This window comes from Amycolatopsis sp. lyj-90, from assembly GCF_046549035.1.
GTDB lineage: Bacteria > Actinomycetota > Actinomycetes > Mycobacteriales > Pseudonocardiaceae > Amycolatopsis.
The window spans coordinates 308,630-327,315 of sequence record NZ_JAJPWP010000013.1; the positions used below are offsets into that span (position 1 = coordinate 308,630).

The following is an 18,686-nucleotide window of genomic DNA, read 5'->3' on the forward strand; positions in this document are numbered from 1 at the left end:
CGTTCTTATCGGTTGATCCCGGGTTCGGGCCCGGTCAGGCGGGCACGGTGGTGCCGTCCTGCGACTTGCTGGGTGTGAGGTCGTCGTCACGGTCGATCGCGTCGATGATCTCGTCGGTGGTGGCCTTGCGCTCGGGCATGAGGTAGCCGAGCCCGATGAACAGCGCCAGCGAGACCAGGATCGGGGTGGACACGGTGACCGCGAGGGTGGCGTTGTAGCCGTAGTAAGCGATCGCGTAGGCGATGAGACCGCCCGCCCACGAGATCAGGGCCGCGCGGGAGCCGGAGCGGCGGAACGCGGGGAGCATGCCCAGCAGCAGCGGTACCGAGATCGGGCCCATCAGCGCCGCGACCCAGAGCACCACGATACCCAGCACACCACCGAGTTTCTCGGCCTGTGTGGCCACCGCCATGGTGAGCACGACGAAGACCACCGTCGAAATCCGCGCCGCGAGCAGCCCCTGGGAGTCGGTGAAACCGCGGGCCTTCTTCCACAGCACCGGCATCATGTCGCGGGTGATGACCGCGGAGATCGCGTTGGCGTCGGAGGAGACCATCGCCATGGTGTGCGAGAAGATCCCGGCCAGCACCAGCCCGACCAGACCCGGCGGGAGGAACGTCGTGGTCATGATCGCGTAGGCGTTGTTGGGGTTCGAGATGTTCGGGATCAGCAACGGGGCGGCGAACATCGGGAACATCATCACCAGCGGCCACACCAGGTACAGGATCGAGGAGAGCCGCGCGCCGCGACGGGCTTCGTAGGTGTTCGGCGCGGCCATGTAGCGCTGCGCCAGGTTCCACATACCGCCGTTGTACTCCAGCGTCTTCACCAGCACGTAGACGAGCAACACCACGGTGGTGAACTTCGACGTGGTCGGGTTCAGGTGGGCGGGCGGGAGGTCGCCCCACACGGTCCACAGCCCGGAGACGCCGCCGAGCTTGTCCAGCACGACCCACAGCATCACGATCGCCGCGATTGCCTGGATGACGAACTGGCCGAAGTCGGTGAGCGCGTCGGCCCAGAGCCCGCCGACGGTGCAGTAGATCAGCGTGATCGAGCCCGTGATGATGATGCCCCAGGTGTAGGGCACGCCCGCGAAGACGTTGAGGATCGTCGCGACCGCGAACCACTTGGCCGCGATGTCGAAGATCTTCAGGAGGCTGCCGCTCCAGGCCAGGGCCTGCTGGGTGGGCACGTTGAAGCGCTTCGCCAGGTACTCGAGCGGCGAGGCGACCCCGAGCTTCGAGCGCAGGCGGTTCCACCGCGAGGCGAACAGCCAGCTGCCGATGCCGACGCCGATACCGATACTGGCCATGCCCCAGAAGTAGACGGTGATGCCGTCCGTGTAGGCGACGCCCGCGTACGCGACGAAGAGAACCGCGCTGTAGCCGGACATGTGGTGGGAGATACCGGCCAGCCACCACGGCATCTTCCCGCCGGCGGTGAAGAAGTCACTGACCGTGTTGACCCGGCTGTGCGACCACAGGCCGATCACCACCATCAGCACGAAATACGCGGACACCATGATCCAGTCCAGCAAATGCACCGCTGACTCCTTTCCGCGTCCATGTCGTGCACTCCAGCCGTCGGCGGTCGACTGTTCACATTCATGAACGGAGTCTGTTATAGTGATTATGTTCATCCATAAGAACGCTGTTCGGGACGCTAATATGGCCGGAGTCACAAGTCAACGGCCGGATGGAGGAGCGCGGATGCCACAGCAGGAAGCCGCTGTCACGGTGTCGAACGGCGCGGCCGCCGCGCCGGAACCCGCCGGGGTCAAATCCGCGCGCCGGGCGATCGACCTGATCGAGACCTTCGCCGCGAACGACGTCTGGCTTTCCCTGTCGGATCTCCACGCGCGCACCGGTTTTCCCAGGTCCAGCCTCCACGGACTGCTCCGCACCCTGCTCGAAGCCGGCTGGCTGGAAGTGGACACCAACACCGCCCGCTACCGCCTCGGCGTCCGCGCGCTGATCTGCGGCACGGCCTACCTCGACCGCGACCCGGTCGTCCCGTACGCGACCGAGGCACTGGAGCGGATCCGGGAGAAGACCGGGTTCACCGCGCATTTCGCGCGCCGCGAGGGCACCGACGTCGTCTACCTGGAGACGCGCGAGTCACGGCACTCGACGCACCTCGTGTCGCGCGTCGGCCGCACCCTGCCCACCCACGCCACCGCGCTGGGGAAGGCCCTGCTCGCCGAACTGACGCACGACGAGATCAGCGAACTCCTGACCGGGGAGCTTTCCGCGCTGACGCCGAACACGATCACCTCGGCCGAAGCCCTGCACGCCGAATGCGCGAAGACCCGCGAACGCGGCTATGCGGCGGAAATCGAGGAAGGCAGCCTCGGCGTCCGGTGCGTCGCGGCCGTGATCCCGTACCGCATCCCCGGTACGGACGCGATCAGCTGCTCCATGCCGGTCACCGAAGTCACCGACGCCGACGCCCAGCGCGTCGGCGAGCTCCTCGCCGAAATCACCGCGGAACTCGGCCAGCAACTGCGCCGCGCCGGCATCCGCTGATCTTTCCCGTCCTTCCTTTACTGACAAGGGGTTCCCATGGCAGACCAGCGCGTCCTGATCACCGGCTCGGCGGGCATCGTCGGCACCCTGATGCGGCCGCGGCTGCGCCGCTCCGGCCGGGTGCTGCGGCTGCTCGACCTCGCCGCGCAGCCCGAAGCCGCAGGCGGCGAGGACGTCGAGCTGATCACCGCGTCGGTGACCGACCCGGAGGCGATGGCGAAGGCGTGCGCCGGCGTCGACGCGGTGATCCACCTGGGCGGGCACAGCCGCGAGAACTCGTGGGAAGCCACGCTCGACGTCAACATCAACGGCACCCACACCGTCCTCGAAGCCGCGCGGGCGGCCGGCGTACCGCGCGTGATCCTGGCCTCCAGCAACCACTCCGTCGGCTTCCGCCGCAACGACGAAACGGGCGAAAACGGTCTCCCCGCCGACTCCACCCCCCGGCCGGACACCTACTACGGCGTCAGCAAGGCGGCCATCGAATCGCTCGGCAGCCTGTACCACTCACGGTTCGGCATGGACGTCATCGTCATCCGCATCGGCTCGTGCTTCGAAGACCCGCTCGTCCTCGGCCCGCGCGGCCTGACGACCTGGCTCTCCCCCGACGACGGCGCCCGCCTGTTCGAGGCCTGCCTGAGCTATCCCTCCCCCGGCTACCGGCTGATCTGGGGCGTCTCCGACAACACGCGCCGGATCTACTCGCTGGCCGAAGCCGAGGAGTTGGGTTACAAGTCGCTCGACAACGCCGAGACCTACGCCGACCAGCTGGCGGACAGGCCGGCGCCGACCGGCGCGGCGGCGGAGTACGTCGGCGGGCCGTTCTGCACCGCTCCGCTGGGCGCCTACAACCCGCTCTGAGCGATCACGACCAGCCGGAGCGCTGTTCCCGCAGCGCGGACAGTTCGGCCGGTGGCGGACCGGGGTGCACCACGCCCAGCCGGCGGGTGGCCCTGGTCATCGCGACGTAGAGGTCGTTGTGGCCGTGCGGCGCGGCGCCGAGGATTCCGGCCGGGTCGGCGATCAGGACCGAGTCGAACTCCAAGCCCTTGGCCTGGTCGGGGGTGAGCAGGACGACCTTGCCGGTCAAGTCGGGTGAGGTGGGGAGGGACAACGCGGCGGCCAGGGGCGCGGTGAGGGCGCCCGGGGCGATGATCCCGAGCTGGCCCTCGGTGTGCGCCGTGGCGAAGTCGGCGACGGTCGCGACCAGGCCGTCGCGGGAAGTGCCTGCCCGCCATGGTGTTTCACCGGCCGAGCGGACCGACCGGGGCGGTGGCGTACCGGGATGGTGCGTGGCGAGCAGCTCCGCGGTGGCGGCCATGATCTCCGCCGGGGTGCGGTAGTTGACCGTGAGCCTGGCGAGCCGCCACCGATCCCGCACGTGTGGCCGCAGCACGCGATCCCACGACGAGGTGCCCGCCGGGCTCCCGGTCTGGGCGAGGTCCCCGACGATGGTCATCGATCCGGTGGGGCACCGGCGCATCAGCATCCGCCAGTCCATTTCGGACAGTTCCTGCGCCTCGTCGACGACCACGTGCCCGAACGTCGCGGGGGCGGCGCGGTGGCCGATCAAGGCGGCGGCTTCGTCCAGCAACGGGACATCCGCGGCGCTCCAGCCCCCGGCCCGGTCGCCGAGGAGGTCCGACACCACGCGCTCCGGGGTCAGCGACGGCCACAGCTCGTCGAGTACGGCCCGGACGCCGGTGTCGGCGAGCATCGAGTCACGCAGACCGGTCCGGTCGGTCTCGTCCAGCAGGGTCCGCGGCCCGTCGTCGTGGTCGATCACGACCCCCGCGGCGGCGAGCGCACGCAGGTCCGCCTCGCCGAGCCGGCCGTCCGGGCTGCCACCGTCGATCGCCTCACCCGTTTCGGTGAGCACGACGGCCTCCATTCCTTCGATCAGGCGCCGCGTGAGCACCTCCACGATCTCCCGTTCGAAGACCAGCCTGGCCTGGTTGTGCGGAAGCCCGGCCCGCGCGGCTCTCCGCACGGCGCGCCGGCAGTCGTGCGGATCGAGCCGCAGCACCTGCTGCTCGAACTCGACGTCGACCGGGTGCTCCGGGGTCCGGACCCGCGACCGCACCGCCGCCGCCAGCCGTCCGGCCATGGCCGCCTCGCCCTTGAACGCGACGATCCCGGGCGGATCCACCCGGCTGACCTCGACGTCCGGCCTCAGGTCGGCGATGGTCGCGGTCACCACGCTGTTCTCGCCGAGACCCGGCAGCACCTGGCCGATGTAGTCGAGGAAGATCCGGCTGGGCCCCACCACCAGGACACCGCGGGTGCGCAGCTGCGGGCGGGTGTAGAGCAGGTACGCGACCCGATGCAACGCGACGGCCGTCTTCCCCGTGCCGGGACCGCCCTGGACCACCAGCACCCCACCGGACTCGTGCCGGATGATCCGATCCTGTTCGGCTTGCAGGGTGGTGACGATGTCGTGCATCCGCCCGGTCCGCTCCACGGTCACGGCCGCCAGCAACGCCGCCTCACCGACCAGGCCGTCGTCGCCGGCACCATCCGGGTCCAGCAACTCGTCGTCCAGCGCGACGACGGTCCGGCCTCGCGTGGTGATGCGCCGCCGTCGCCGCACCCCGCCGGGAGCGGTCGCCGTCGCGGTGTAGAACGCCCGGGCCACCGGGACCCGCCAGTCCACCAGCAGCGGTTCCTCGTCCCCGTCCCGGAACAGGCCCAGCCTGCCGATGTAGACGCGCCGGCCGTCGTGCGTGTCCAGCCGCCCGAAGCAAAACCCTTGTTCCACCGCGTCCAGCCGGGCCGCCTCCGCCTGCCAGACACTCACCGCTTCCTGGTTTCCCCCAGGCCGCCGTGCCGCCGCCAGCCTCCCTGCCGCCTCCTCGCGCAGGACGTCCAGGCGGGCGTACAGGGCCGCCACGTAGTCCTGTTCCCTGTCGATCTCACGGTCGGCGCCACTGCCTGCCACGCGTCCCCTCCCAGTCCGGCGATCAGTGCCATCGAGCGTGCACGGCGACGACCGGGAGAAACAGTCTTGTTCTTTTCCGCCGCCTCAGCCGACCGCGACCGACTGGAACGTCACCGGGATCTTCGGCGGTCCCGTCCCGTCACCGGGACCCTTCGCCTCGTCGACGCCACCGCGCGCGACCTTGTCCAGCACCTGCAGTCCCGCGTCCGAGATGCTCCCGAACACCGTGTACTCCGGCGGCAGCTCGGCTTCACCGAACACCATGAAGAACTGACTGCCGCCCGAGTTCGGTTCCTGTGTCTTCGCCATGGCGAGGATCCCGCGGCCGTACTTGAGTGCGGGGAAGACCTCGTCCGGGATCGTGTATCCCGGCCCGCCCATGCCGTTGCCCGCCGGGTCTCCGCACTGGAGCATCTGAAGCCCCGAAGTGCCGAGCCGGTGGCACGAGGTGCCGTCGTAGTAGCTCTGCTGCGCCAGCGAAAGGAAGTTCGCCACGGTGCACGGCGCGAGCCCGCGGTCCAGCGTCAGCCCGATGTCGCCCGCGGTCGTCTTGACCGTGACCGCGGTCGTGCCGGACGCCGGTGTCGGGCCCGCCGCGGGCGGAGTGGCCTTCTTCGGCACTTCACCGCTGGAGCTCGCCGGATACGCGCAGTCCGTCGGATCCGCCAGCGGCGCCGTACGTTTCGGCAGGTCGATCCGGCCTGCCGGGATCTGCACCGGGCTCTGCGCCGTCGTGTCCTGGGCGCTCGACGTCGGCGCCGAGGACGACGACGCGACCGCGCTCTTGCCCTTCGAGTCCGACAGGAAGAACCCCGGCGCCACGAAACCGGTGATCGCGACGAGGGCGACCACCACGACCAGTCCCAGCACACCGAGCCCGATCCAGAGCGCCGTCTTGTTCGACGGAGGCGGCTGGGGTGGCTGTTGCGGTGCGCCGTACCAGCCCGGCTGCTGGTACGGCTGCTGCGGCGGCTGGGACATCAGTGCTCCTGTCATCCGGCGGGGGAAGTGCAGGAACACTCTCACGGATCAGCGCCGGGGCGTCACGGCATTCCCCGCGGCGCGCCGTCCCACTTTGACCAGAGCGCTCACCCGTGAATACATCCGACTTATCAGGCGTCGAGGTAGGCGTGAGTGGCGTCAGGCGACACGTGCCCGAGCATCGCGGCGGCGTCGTCGAGATCGACCCCGGCCCGGCGAAGGTTGACGGCGAAGGTCTTGCGCAGCGTTCGCGCCGACAATCCCGGCAAGCCGATCAGAACCCCGAAGACGACCACGAGGCGATTGACGGTGGCAGGCGGCACAGGACGACCGCACTTGCTGAGAAAGAACGTCGTCCCCTCGTCTTCACGCTCTCGAAGGTAGGCGTCGAGCAATGGACGGAGCTCGGGCGGAATCGGGACCGTGCGCTGCCGGGGCCCACGGACGATGACGGCGTCGGCCGACACGTCCCGCAAACCCAGCGCGGAAAGCTCGATGGCGCGAAGACCCGTGTAGTACAGAAGATGCAGGATCGCCGCGTCCCTGAGCGGCAGCAGGTGCACCGCCGCCGACAGCAGCTCGCGCAGTTCGTCGTCGCTCAACGGCGACAAGGTTTCCGCCTCGAAGGCCCTTCGCTCGTCCGTCATGGCGAGCTTCCCCCGGACGAGCACGCCGAGCGTGGCCCCGGCCGACTTCTGCCACCGCTGCGGCCGGGTGTTGAGCAACCTCGCCTCGGCGATCGCGGCACTCTCGATGTCCGCCGAGCCCCGCGCGCCGTTGAGCACCTGCTGCTCACGATGCCGGTTCGCCCGGTTCACCCGCCGCTTGTGACGCGGGATGTTCTTACGTGAGGACTTGTCGTTCTCGCCGTAGCGGTTGCGGCGATCCTTGGCGTAGCTCAGCCGCTTCTTCTCCTGCGGACTCTTCCTTCCCATCGCCCCTCCCTCGGCGTCGACAAGGGGACGGTAGCGAGGCGTCCTGGTCGCGGACCACCGATTTACCGGCGGATCAGCCTGATTTCGGCAGCGCTGTGCGCGGCCACGAGTTCAGCGGCGACCGTCTCGGGCTCGGTTCGCAACCTGCCCGGAAGGGTCTGCAGCACCATGATTCCTTCGGCGGTGTACCGGCTGTTCCTCTCGAGCGTGCCGGCGTACTGCGCTCGCGCGAAGTGGAAGTCGTACGAATCGATCTCCCAGGCGAGGCGGACTTTCCCGAAATAGCCGTCGGGAGTCCCGATGTAGCGGCCATCGGCATCCCTCAGTTCCTGATTCCACAACGGTTCCGGAAGACCGGTGCGACGCCAGACGGCCATCGCGTCGATCTCCGCGACCGACCTCGCACCCCTCAGGACGTCACGCAGTACTTCGCGGGGCAACGCGCTACCGCGATCGCTGCCGTCCTCGAGTTCCCTGATGAGGACCTCGGGATCCAGCCTGCCGCGCTGCACTGCTTCGGTCAGCAACGCCCGGATGGGATCCCGCGTGGTGAAACGACGACATTCGTCGAGGGCCGCCCGGACGAGCGGAGCCATGGCGACTCCGCCGATGATCGTGGGCCGGGGCATTCTCGTGGTCCGCTCCACGAGCACGTACCCGGCACTGCTGACTTTGCAGGAGGCGGGTATCAGCAGATGAATCCGGTCGGCCGTGGTCTTCGGCCCCCGCAACCCCTGACGGCGGCAGGCTTCAAGTCCGGTGACAATCGCCTCCGGCCCGCCGTAGAGCAGGGCGCCTTCGACTACTTGGCCGCGAGTCGGCCGTCCTGAGCAGAGCAGAATCACTCCCGGCAGCAACCGCTGCCAGGGCTGCCCCGGCCGGCAGCGCCGATAACAGGTCCTCTTCGAGACACCGAACTCCACCAGCCGCGCGACAGTGATCACTCCATCGCGGCTCAGCTTGTACAGGGCCTCATGATCGCGAGCCCACGCTCCAGTTCGCACCCCAAGATCATCGGCGGCGGCACTACCTCCCACCAGCGCCGATTTGCTTACTGTGGACAACTCGCCACATCAGCCCCACTGTGGACAACTCAGACCTGCCCCCAATGTGGCATTGGGGACGTTGAGCCTGGATCCACCGGTGTTGATGGGTGTTTGGGGTGTGTCCGGGGACGCAAATGCCCTCTGGCTTGGGATGATTGTTCTTGCGACGGAACAAAAACCACCTAGCGAGAGGGCATCTGCTGGATGCGATCTTCTCATACTCCCTCGGCGGTGTCGGTGAGGTTCGATGATGTGGGTCTCGTGTCGTGCGCGGGGCTGGTGCCGGTGCTGCGGCTGGCGGAGGACATCGGCCTCGGTGGCCTGATCGATCAGTGGGTTGACCTGGGGATTCCGGTTGGTGCGCACTCGGGTGCGAAAGCACTCTCGGTCGTGGCTGGGATGGTGGCCGGGGCGGATTCGATCGAGGACCTGGACGTGGTCCGGCATGGCGGGATGCGCCGGTTGTTCACCGGTCTGCGGGCGCCCTCGACCTGCGGGTCGTGGCTGCGGGGTTTCACCCACGGCCATGTCCGTCAGCTCGCGTCGGTGGCCTCGGAGGCGGTGGTCCGGCTGGCGGGGCGGGTTCCGTCGCTGCTGGCCGGTGTCGAGGGGCTCGCGTTCATCGATATCGACGCGAAGATCAAGGAAACCTACGGCCACGGCAAACAAGGCAGCGGCATCGCCTACAACGGGGTCCGCGGCCTGAATCACCTGGTCGCCACGTTGTCGTCCCCGGTCTGCGCGCCGGCGATCCTGACCGCTCGGCTGCGGGGCGGGAACTGTGATTCCCGGCGCGGGGCGGCATCGATGATCACCGAGGCGATCGGTCTGGCGCGCCGGGCCGGAGCGAGGGGAATGATCGTGGTCCGCGCGGATTCGGCGTTCTTCACCGGCCCGATCATCGCCGCGATCCGCCGGACAGGAGCGTATTTTTCGGTCACCGCCCAGAAAAACGCGGCAGTGAAGAACGTGATCAACGCCATCGACGATGACGCCTGGACCGAGATCGCTTACCGGCATCCGATTCCCGATCCGGAGACCGGTGAGGTGATCACACACGCCGAGATCGCCGAGACCACCCTGACCGCGTTCGTCCACGCCGCCGAGAATCCCGGCCGTCAGGTCACCGCACGGCTGCTGGTCCGCCGCACCCCGAGGTTCACGCGGAACGACCAGGGCGAGTTGTTCCGCGTCTTCCACTATCACGCGGTGTTCACCGACACCCGGTTCGACCTGCCCGTCGCCGACAAACATCACCGCGAGCACGCGATCATCGAGCAGGTCTTCGCCGACCTCAACGACGCCGCCCTCGCGCATTTCCCCTCCGGCCGGTTCCCCGCCAACCATGCCTGGCTCGTCCTCGCGGTCCTCACCCACAACCTGCTGCGCGCCACAGGCTGCCTGACCAGCGCCTTTCACGCCAAAGCCCGCACCGGAACGCTGCGCAAACAGCTGATCACCATCCCCGCCCGCATCACCCGCACCGCCCGCCGCATCACCCTGCGACTACCAGCGAACTGGCCCTGGCAAACCGCCTACCAGGCACTCTTCACCGCAACACACCGAACAACCTGACCCCCACCCCGACAACCAGACCACAGTGGACACACCGGATGCGACGACCGGTGATCCACCACGACCACCAACCGAACACATGATCAACAACCACCATCAAGATCATCCGACAAGCACGCCGGTGGATCCAGGTTGAGTGTCCCCAATGCCACATTGGGGGCACCTCAAGGCAGCGGGGGCAGCGGGGGCAGCGAGGGGTCGGTGAGCCAGGCGTCGAAGAAAGCGGCGAGCGACCGACCAGCAAAGCGTTCAACCAGCGCGACGAAGGCATCGCTGGTCACCAGACCGTGCCGGTTCTCCACCGCCCAGGCCCTCACCAGCGGGAAGAACACCGCGTCGCCGACCGTACAACGCAAGGCGTGCAACAGAAGGCCGCCGCGTTTGTAGACCCGCTCGTCGAACATCCGCGACACCCCGGGATCGGCCAGCCGCAGATCCGCAGGCTTCGCCTTCATCCGTGCGTGCCACGTCTTCGCCCAGGTGTGCGCGCTCTGCCCGCCGGATTCCTCGGACCAGAGCCATTCCGCGTACGTCGCGAAGCCTTCGTTCAGCCAGATGTGCCGCCAGTCGGCGACGGTCAGGCTGTTGCCGAACCACTGGTGCGCCAGTTCGTGCACGACGAGCCGTTCGTGGGTGCGCCGCCCGTCGACGTGGTTGGCGCCGAAGATCGACATGCCCTGCGCTTCGATCGGGTCGTCGAGGTCGTCGTCGGTGACCACGATGACGTACTCACCGAACGGATAGGGACCGAACAACCGCTGCAGCGAGTCCATGATCTTGCCCTGCCGCCCGAAATCGCGCTCGAAAGGCCGGCGCAGGCGTGGCGGGACGGCGGCCCGTTGCGGGACCGAGGCGAGCACGGAGTCACCGTCGAAGCTGATCCGGTACGCCGACACCGAAGGCAGCGAAAGCCACCCGGCCTGGGGACCGGAGACCAGTTCGACGTCGTCGTACCGTCCTATTTGGACGCTCATCAGGTACGTCGGCGTCGGCTCCGGCCGCTCGAAGACCCACTTCGTGGTGCTCGCGCGCTCGTGTCGCGACACCAGGTTCCCGGTGACGGCCACGAGGTACGGCGACGACGTCGTCAGCGCGACGCGGTAGGTCGCCTTGTCCGCGGGATGGTCGTTGCAGGGGAACCACGACGGCGCCCCGACCGGCTGGCTCGCCACCAGCGAACCGTCGGTCAGTTCGTCCCAGCCGATGTCGCCCCACAGCCCGGGCAGCGGCCGCGGATTGCCGACGTAGAAGACCTCCGCCAGGAACTCGGAACCGGCGGCCAGCGACTTCGCGGGCTTCACGTGCAGCTTGTGCCCGCGCCGCGTGTACTTGGCCGGTTTCCCGTTGACCAGCACCCGGTTGATGCGGAACTCGCCGAAGTCGAGTGTGAAGCGCGAAAGCGCCTGCGTCGCCTCCGCGGTGATGGCCGCGGAGGCCGACAGCCGGTTGGGACCGATCTTGTAGTCGAGCTCCAGATCGTAGTGCCGTACCCGGTAACCGCCGTTACCGTGATGGGGCAGATAGGAGTCGCCGGAGGTGTCCGCGCCGGGCGAGGGCTGCGCGGAGGCCTTCGAAATCACCCGCGAAAGACCCCGCTTCCCTACTTCGTCCAGGTCGAGATGGGATTCCCGAGCCAGCGCGAGTCGGCGGGAACCGCGTCGCCCCGGGTCACCAGTGACCCCGGTCCGACGGTCGTCCGCGCGCCGATGCTCGCGCCAGGCAGCACGATACCGTGCGGCCCGAGCGTCGCTCCCTCGTCCAGGGTCACCGGCGACATCGTCATGATCCGGTCGTGGAAAAGGTGCGTCTGGACGACGCAGCCGCGGTTGATCGTCGCGCCGTCACCCAGGCTCACCAGGTCCGACTCGGGCAGCCAGTACGTCTCCAGCCACACGCCCTTGCCGATCTTGACGCCCATGGTGCGCAGCCAGGCCGGCAGCAGCGGCGTGCCGCCGAGCGACCCGATCAGCCACGGCACGGCGAGCGCCTCGACGAAGGTGTCGGCGAGTTCGTTGCGCCAGACGAACGAGCTCCACAACGGATGGTCGATCGCGCGGAACCGGCCGACCAGCAGCCACTTCATCGCGGTGGCGGTCAGCGCGGCGACGGCACCGGCGGCGAGCAACAGCGGCCCGCCGAGCAGCACCGCGACCAGGAACCCGAAGGACGACGCGAGCGCGAAGATCCCGGCGGCGACCAGCACGGTCAGCGCGACGCCGCACATCACCGGCACGATGCGGCACAGTTCGACGAGCGCACGGGCCGCCTTGAGCCGCAGCGGCGGCGTGTAGGTGCGGCTCGTGTCGGACTCGCCGACCGACCGGCGGACCGGCAGCGGCGGCATCCCGAGGTACGAGGAGCCCTTCTTCGCCTTCAGCGGGGCCGAAGACAGCACGCCGACCAGGCCGCGCTTGGGCACCGAACGGCCGGGCGCGGCCATCCCCGAGTTGCCGAGGAACGCCTGCTTGCCGATCCGGGCGGGCGCGACGTGCAGCCACCCGTGGCCGAGTTCGTAGGTGGCGACCATCGTGTCGTCCGCGAGGAAGGCACCGCTGTCGACCTGGGTCATCTTCGGCAGCGCGAGAACGGTGGACGCCTCGACGTTGCGGCCGACCTTCGCCCCGAGCATCCGGAGCCACACCGGGGTGAACAGGCTGGCGTACAAGGGGAACAGCCCTTCACGCGCCATGCCCATCAGCCGTTCGGTCGCCCAGACCTGCCACGCGACGCGGCCGTGGACCGGGTGGTAGCCCTCGACCATGCCGATGCTCAGCGACCGGACGCCGACGAGCACGAGCAGGGCGTAGCTCACGAAGTACGCGATGGTGGCGAGCGGCGTGAGCAGCAACGCCTGGCCGAGCGCGGCGCCCAGCGAGGGCGCCCCGGCGATCGCGTAGCCCAGCACCGCGACGGCGGGCAAGGCGGCGACGGCGGGCAGCAGTCCCAGCGCGACCGAGGTCACGCCGTAGACCGTGGCCCAGAACCGCGAACGCGGCGGGCGGCTCTCCGGCCATTTCAGCGCGTCCTTGGCGGCGGGGGCGGCGGGGGCACCGGCCCAGCGCTGCCCGGCGGGCACGTTCCCGCGGACGGTCGACCCGGCCGCGATCTCCGCGCCCTTGCCGATCCGCGCACCCGGGAACAGCGTGCTGCGCGCGCCGATCCGCGCGTCGGCGCCGATCCGGATCTTGCCGATGTGCACGAGATCGCCGTCCACCCAGTGCCCGGTCAGGTCGACCTCGGGCTCGATGGCGGCGCCGCGGCCGAGTTTCAGCATGCCGGTGACCGGCGGCGGCGAGTGCAGGTCGACGTCCTTGGCGATCCGCGCGCCGAGAGCCTTGGCGTACGTCGTCATCCAGGAAGCGCCCGCGACACTGTCCGCACCACTGAACTCGGCGAGCTTCTCCGCCGCCCACAGTCGCAAGTGGACATTCCCGCCACGCGGGTAGCTGCCGGGACGGACGCCGCGCAGCAGCAGCCGCGCACCGGTCGCCGAGATCGCGATCCGGCCCGCCGGGCTGAACAGCGCGACCCACGCGACGGCGATCCACGCCCAGCTCAGCGTCGGCGCCCAGGCGAAACCGGCCAGCGACAGCACGTTCGACAGCGTCGCCGCGATCGTCGTCCAGCGCAGGCCGACCAGGCCCATCAGCGGGACCATCAGCAACGACTGGATGATCCCGGCCTTGCGCGGGGTCGGCGCGATGTCGCGGCGTTCGGTCTTCTGGCCGCTCAGCGCGTCCAGCATCGACGCGAGCGCGCCGAGCTTCGGGTTGGCGTAGATGTCGTTCACCGACACCTGCGGGTGCCGGGTGCGGATCCGCGCGATCAGCTGCGCGGCCGTCAGGCTGCCACCGCCGTGGCTGAAGAAGTCGGCCTTCGGGTTGTCGACCGAGACACCCAGGATCTCCGCCCAGCCTTCGGCGAGCCAGCTCTCCGTCGGCGACAGGCCGGATTTGGCGGCGTCCACAGTGGACAGCGGCCAGGGCAGCGCGTTGCGGTCGACCTTGCCGGAGGTGCGGGTCGGCAGGTCGTCGATCAGTGCCAGCAGCGGGACGAGCGCCGCGGGCAACTGGTCGCGCAGCCGGGTCGCGGCCTCGTCGTGGTCGAACTTCGTCCCCTCGGCGGGCACGACGTAGCCGACGAGCACCTGGTTTCCGGCCTTGGTGCGGCGGATCGCGGCGGCGGCGCCCTGCACGCCGGGCAGCGACTGGAGCGCGGCGTCGACCTCGCCCAGTTCGATCCGGCGGCCGCCGAGCTTGACCTGCTCGTCGAGACGCCCGAGGAACAGCAGGCCTTCGGCTTCGGCGCGGACCATGTCACCGCTGCGGTACGCGCGGCGCCAGCCCAGCGACGGCAGCGGCGCGAACTTCTCGGCGTCCTTCTCCGGATCCAGATAGCGGGCCAGGCCGACACCGCCGATGACCAGCTCGCCGGTCTCCCCCATCGCGACCGGTTCGCCCGCCTCGTTGACGACGGCGAGCTGCCAGCCCGCCAGCGGCAGGCCGATCCGGACCGGGCCCTCGCCGGTCATCTGCGCGGCGCAGGCGACGACGGTGGCCTCGGTCGGGCCGTAGGTGTTCCAGACTTCGCGGCCTTCGACGGCGACACGCTCGGCCAGTTCGGGCGGGCAGGCTTCGCCGCCGAAGATCAGCAGGCGGACGTCTTCGAGCGCGTCGGCGGGCCACAGCGCGGCCAGCGTCGGGACGGTCGAGACGACCGTGATGCCCTGCGCGACCAGCCACGGCCCGAGGTCGACACCGGTCCGCACCAGCGAACGCGGCGCCGGGACCAGGCAGGCGCCGTGACGCCAGGCGAGCCACATCTCTTCGCAGGACGCGTCGAACGCGACGGACAGGCCGGCGAGCACGCGGTCACCGGGGCCGATCGGCTCCTCGGTGAGGAACAGCCGGGCTTCGGCGTCGACGAACGCGGCGGCCGAGGCGTGCGAGACGGCGACGCCCTTCGGCTTGCCGGTCGAACCGGAGGTGAAGATGATCCACGCGTCGTCGGTCGGCGCGGGAGAGCCCTCGATGCCGCTGGGCGAGCCCACGACGGTGATCGCGCCGCCATCGGAGACGACGGCGGCGACGTCGGCCTCGCCGAAGACCAGCTCGGCGCGCTCGTCCGGGTCGTCCGCGTCGACCGGCACGTAGGCGGCGCCGACGGACAGGATGGCGAGGATCGCGACGTAGAGCTCCGCGGTGCCGGAGGAGATCCGGACGCCGACCCGGTCGCCGACGCCGACCCCGTTGGCGGTCAGCTTGCGGCCGTAGGCGTCGATCTCCTCGACGAGCTTGCGGTAGGACAGCGTGGTCTCGCCGTCCTCGATCGCGCCCGCGTTGGGGTGGCGGGCGGCGGTCTCGGCGACGATGTCGATCAGGGTGCGCTCGCCGGCGCCGAGGCCGGACCAGAACAGGGCCCGGTCGGCGACCGGAGCGGGTGACGGGGCGACGGTGACGTCGGCGACACAGGCGATCGGCCGGGAATCGGCGGTGAGTGTCATCGGGGCATCACCACGGGCAAGACTGAACCATGGGCGCGCAAGCCCATCACACACCTTTCGCGAAGTGCGTCATTCGGGCTCGCTCTCCGAATGAGGCGCCCGCTAGCAGACCAATGACTTTACCGCAGGTCAACGGCATATCTCGGGAGGGTCTCGGCAGAGTGTCGAAACTCACCGATGGACACGCCGAAACCCGAGGTCATCGGCGTGTCCACCCAGTGAACTATTCACCTACATCGTGAGAAATCAGCGTGCTTTTGGTTTACCCGACGGTTTGCCCGTCGATTTACCGGCCGCTTTTCCGCCTGCCTTGGGCCTTTGCTTCTTTTCCCGCACCCGGACATTCACCCGGACGGGGCTGCCTTCGAAGCCGAAACGCTCACGGAACTTGCGTTCGATGAACCGCCGGTAGCCCGCCTCGAGGAATCCGGTGGTGAACAGGACCAGCGTCGGCGGCCGGATGCCAGCCTGGGTCGCGAACAGCACCTTCGGCTGCTTGCCGCCGCGCACCGGCGGCGGGGTCGCGGCGATGAGGTCGGCCAGCCAGCCGTTCAGCTGACCGGTAGGCACCCGCTGGTCCCACGACTTCAGCGCGGTCCGCAGCGCGGGCGCGAGCTTGCGCACGGACCGGCCGGTGAGCGCGGAGATGTTGACCTTGTCCGCCCACGGCACCCGCACCAGGCCGCGGTCCAGCTCACGGACCATGGCGTGACGGCGGTCCTCGTCGACGAGGTCCCACTTGTTGAAGGCGAGCACGCAGGCGCGGCCCGCCTCGACGACCATGGTCAGCACCCGCAGGTCCTGCTCCGAAAGCGGTTCGGCGGCGTCCAGCAGCACGATCGCGACCTCGGCCGCGTCGATCGCGGTCTTGGTCCGCAGCGACGCGTAGTACTCCGCGCCATTGGCCGAGTTGACGCGCTTGCGCAGCCCCGCGGTGTCGACGAACCGCCAGATGTCGCCGTCCAGCTCGACCAGCGAGTCGACCGGGTCGACGGTGGTACCGGCCACCGAGTCCACCACGGACCGCTCTTCGCCGGAGATCTTGTTCAGCAGGCTGGACTTGCCCACGTTCGGCTTGCCGACCAGCGCGACCCGGCGCGGGCCCGCGGTCGCGCGGTCGCCATCGCGCGGCATGGTCGGCAGTGCCTTGACGATCGAGTCGAGCAGGTCGCCCGAACTACGGCCGTGCAACGCGCTGACCGGATGCGGTTCGCCGAGGCCGAGTGACCACAGCGACGCGGTGTCGGCGAGCAGGCGGTCGTCGTCGACCTTGTTGGCGACGAGCAGCACCGGCTTCTTCGAGCGGCGCAGCACCTTCGAGGCGGCCTCGTCGGTCGCGGTCGCGCCGACGCTGGCGTCGATCACCAGCAGCACCGCGTCGGCGGTGGCCATCGCGATCTCGGCTTGCGCGGCGACGGAGGCCTGCAGCCCGGTCGCGTCCGGCTCCCAGCCGCCCGTGTCGACCAGGGTGAACCGGCGGCCCGCCCAGAAGGCGTCGTAGGCGACGCGGTCGCGGGTCACGCCGGGGACGTCCTGCACGACCGCCTCGCGGCGGCCGAGAATACGGTTGACCAGGGTGGACTTGCCCACGTTCGGCCTGCCGACGACGGCGAGGACCGGCTGCGCGAGTTGCGCCTCCTCCTCGGCCTCGCCCGCGGCGATCTGGGCGTCCAGCGCGGTGAATTCGGACTCGTCGGACCAGGAGCCGTCGATCTCGCCGACTCCGTCAAGCTCACTCATTCAGTTACTTCACATTCTGTCGCGTGTCTTGGAGCCCGTGCTCCAAGCGCCATTCGTCCAGTGCCTTCACGAGGTCCGCGAGCGCGATGCGAAGCCGCTCGGTTCCCTCCTCCAGCCCTGTCCTTCCCTTCCCGATTTCGGGAGTGAAAGGTTCGCCGACCATGATGTCGACGCGTGGCCGCCAGCGCCTCTTGGCACCGGCGGGCTTGTACGTCCCCCGAGTGGCGACCGGAACCACGGTCGCCTTCCCGGCGCGGACCAGGAAGGCCGCGCCGCGCTCGAAGTTTTCGGCGTCACCGAGGCCGCGGGTGCCTTCGGGGAAGATCCCGACCGCACCGCCGTCCTCGAGCACCTTGACCGCCATCATCAGCGGTTTGCGGTCCACCGCACCCCGTTTCACCGGGATCTGGCCCAGTTTCGGGAAGAACCAGCCGACGAAACCCTTGAACAGTTCCGCCTTGACCAGGAACGCGGTGCGCCGCGAGAACATTCCGAACAGCAGCGCCGGTTCCGTCATCGAGCTGTGGTTGGCCATGAACACCACCGGCCCGGACGCCGGCACCCGTTCGGCACCGTGCACCCGGACCCGGAACGCGGGCCGGACGAGGAACTTCGAGATCCCCCGGCCGAAGGTGTGAAACGGATCGCTCGCGCCCTCGGGCAGTCCTTTCGCGCTCACCTGGCGGCCTCGGCGGGGCAGCCTTCGAGAAGACCGCGGTGCAGAGCCAGTTCCGCGAGCGCGACGATGACCTGGTCGATGTTGAGCGCCGAGGTGTCGACCTCGACGGCGTCGTCGGCCGCGCGCAGGGGTGAAGCCGCGCGCGTGGAGTCCAGGCGGTCACGCCGTTCCACCGCGGCCTTCGCGACGTCCACGGTGGACTCGCGGCCGGCGGCGGAGTCCTGCGCGCTGCGGCGCGCGGCGCGGACCTCGGCCGAGGCGGTGAGGAAGATCTTGAGCGGGGCGTCCGGCGAGACGACGGTGCCGATGTCGCGGCCTTCGACCACGATGCCGCCGACGCGGCCGAGCACCTCGGAGATGATCTCGCGCTGCCGGTCGACCAGCAGTTCGCGGACCGCGGGGACGGCCGAAACCGGCGAAACCGCGGTGGTGACGTCCGCGCCGCGGATCTCGGCGGCGACGTCCTCGCCCGCGAGGGTCACGGTCGCTTCGTCAGGGCTGGTCCCGATGCCGAGTTCGGCCTTCCGGGCGACGTCGAAGACGGCGTCCGCGTCGGCCGTGTCGGCCCCGGCGCGCAGGACTGCGAGGGTGACCATGCGGTACATCGCGCCCGTGTCGAGGTAGCCGGCGCCGAGCTTCGTCGCGAGCTTCCGCGAAACCGTGGATTTCCCGGTCCCGGACGGGCCGTCCATCGCGACCACACCACGCAGGGCTCCCGCCACCGAAACTCTCCTCAGCTCGTCTTCGCTCACCTGATCGAC

The 18,686-nt window shown here is 69.4% G+C and carries 13 protein-coding genes; 3 read left to right on the forward strand and 10 right to left on the reverse strand.

Annotated elements, in window-relative coordinates:
- Positions 1-34 precede the first annotated feature (34 nt).
- Positions 35-1,546 (reverse strand): sodium:solute symporter family protein, encoded by a 1,512-nt coding sequence (locus ACLJPX_RS39010; protein WP_410605284.1) that lies wholly within the window; start codon positions 1,544-1,546, stop codon positions 35-37.
- A gap of 166 nt (positions 1,547-1,712) precedes the next feature.
- Between ACLJPX_RS39010 and ACLJPX_RS39015 the strand changes: the two genes are divergently transcribed.
- Positions 1,713-2,528, forward strand: a complete 816-nt coding sequence (locus tag ACLJPX_RS39015) for an IclR family transcriptional regulator (RefSeq protein WP_410605285.1) — start codon at positions 1,713-1,715, stop codon at positions 2,526-2,528.
- A 36-nt stretch (positions 2,529-2,564) separates the two neighbouring features.
- A complete protein-coding gene (locus tag ACLJPX_RS39020; protein WP_410605286.1) occupies positions 2,565-3,389 on the forward strand; it encodes an NAD-dependent epimerase/dehydratase family protein in 825 nt (274 codons plus the stop codon).
- Between the two features lie 4 nt (positions 3,390-3,393).
- Here ACLJPX_RS39020 and ACLJPX_RS39025 read toward each other — a convergent pair whose 3' ends face one another.
- From ACLJPX_RS39025 to ACLJPX_RS39040, 4 genes are all read right to left on the reverse strand, one after another.
- Complete coding sequence (locus ACLJPX_RS39025) at positions 3,394-5,466, reverse strand: HelD family protein (protein WP_410605287.1); 2,073 nt, start codon at positions 5,464-5,466, stop codon at positions 3,394-3,396.
- An 84-nt stretch (positions 5,467-5,550) separates the two neighbouring features.
- Entirely contained in the window at positions 5,551-6,447 is an 897-nt protein-coding gene (locus tag ACLJPX_RS39030; RefSeq protein ID WP_410605288.1) for a peptidylprolyl isomerase, read from the reverse strand.
- A 131-nt stretch (positions 6,448-6,578) separates the two neighbouring features.
- Entirely contained in the window at positions 6,579-7,382 is an 804-nt protein-coding gene (locus ACLJPX_RS39035) for a tyrosine-type recombinase/integrase (protein WP_410605289.1), read from the reverse strand.
- A 62-nt stretch (positions 7,383-7,444) separates the two neighbouring features.
- Positions 7,445-8,386 carry a hypothetical protein gene (locus ACLJPX_RS39040; RefSeq protein ID WP_410605290.1) on the reverse strand — a complete coding sequence of 314 codons (942 nt, stop codon included), beginning with the start codon at positions 8,384-8,386 and terminating at the stop codon, positions 7,445-7,447.
- Between the two features lie 246 nt (positions 8,387-8,632).
- Here ACLJPX_RS39040 and ACLJPX_RS39045 point away from each other — a divergent pair, with 246 nt between their 5' ends.
- Entirely contained in the window at positions 8,633-10,003 is a 1,371-nt protein-coding gene (locus ACLJPX_RS39045; RefSeq protein WP_410605291.1) for an IS1380 family transposase, read from the forward strand.
- A 164-nt stretch (positions 10,004-10,167) separates the two neighbouring features.
- Here the strand turns inward: ACLJPX_RS39045 and ACLJPX_RS39050 are convergent, their stop codons facing one another.
- From ACLJPX_RS39050 to cmk, 5 genes are all read right to left on the reverse strand, one after another.
- Entirely contained in the window at positions 10,168-11,583 is a 1,416-nt protein-coding gene (locus ACLJPX_RS39050; RefSeq protein ID WP_410605292.1) for a M1 family metallopeptidase, read from the reverse strand.
- A 20-nt stretch (positions 11,584-11,603) separates the two neighbouring features.
- A complete protein-coding gene (locus ACLJPX_RS39055) occupies positions 11,604-15,506 on the reverse strand; it encodes a Pls/PosA family non-ribosomal peptide synthetase (RefSeq protein ID WP_410605293.1) in 3,903 nt (1,300 codons plus the stop codon).
- 246 nt (positions 15,507-15,752) lie between these two features.
- Positions 15,753-17,246 (reverse strand): ribosome biogenesis GTPase Der, encoded by a 1,494-nt coding sequence (gene der, locus ACLJPX_RS39060; protein WP_410605294.1) that lies wholly within the window; start codon positions 17,244-17,246, stop codon positions 15,753-15,755.
- 4 nt (positions 17,247-17,250) lie between these two features.
- Positions 17,251-17,925 carry a lysophospholipid acyltransferase family protein gene (locus tag ACLJPX_RS39065; RefSeq protein ID WP_410605295.1) on the reverse strand — a complete coding sequence of 225 codons (675 nt, stop codon included), beginning with the start codon at positions 17,923-17,925 and terminating at the stop codon, positions 17,251-17,253.
- A complete protein-coding gene (gene cmk, locus ACLJPX_RS39070) occupies positions 17,922-18,626 on the reverse strand; it encodes a (d)CMP kinase (protein WP_410605325.1) in 705 nt (234 codons plus the stop codon). The genes ACLJPX_RS39065 and cmk overlap by 4 nt, the downstream gene beginning before the upstream one ends.
- Between the last annotated feature and the right edge of the window lie 60 nt (positions 18,627-18,686).

Excerpts from the sequence above, each read along its gene's own strand:
- ACLJPX_RS39015 (WP_410605285.1), top strand. The coding sequence starts at position 1,713 with ATGCCACAGCAGGAAGCCGCTGTCACGGTGTCGAACGGCGCGGCCGCC.
- ACLJPX_RS39020 (WP_410605286.1), top strand. The coding sequence starts at position 2,565 with ATGGCAGACCAGCGCGTCCTGATCACCGGCTCGGCGGGCATCGTCGGC.
- ACLJPX_RS39030 (WP_410605288.1), bottom strand. The coding sequence starts at position 6,447 with ATGTCCCAGCCGCCGCAGCAGCCGTACCAGCAGCCGGGCTGGTACGGC.
- ACLJPX_RS39035 (WP_410605289.1), bottom strand. The coding sequence starts at position 7,382 with ATGGGAAGGAAGAGTCCGCAGGAGAAGAAGCGGCTGAGCTACGCCAAG.
- ACLJPX_RS39045 (WP_410605291.1), top strand. The coding sequence starts at position 8,633 with ATGCGATCTTCTCATACTCCCTCGGCGGTGTCGGTGAGGTTCGATGAT.
- ACLJPX_RS39055 (WP_410605293.1), bottom strand. The coding sequence starts at position 15,506 with ATGACACTCACCGCCGATTCCCGGCCGATCGCCTGTGTCGCCGACGTC.
- der (WP_410605294.1), bottom strand. The coding sequence starts at position 17,246 with ATGAGTGAGCTTGACGGAGTCGGCGAGATCGACGGCTCCTGGTCCGAC.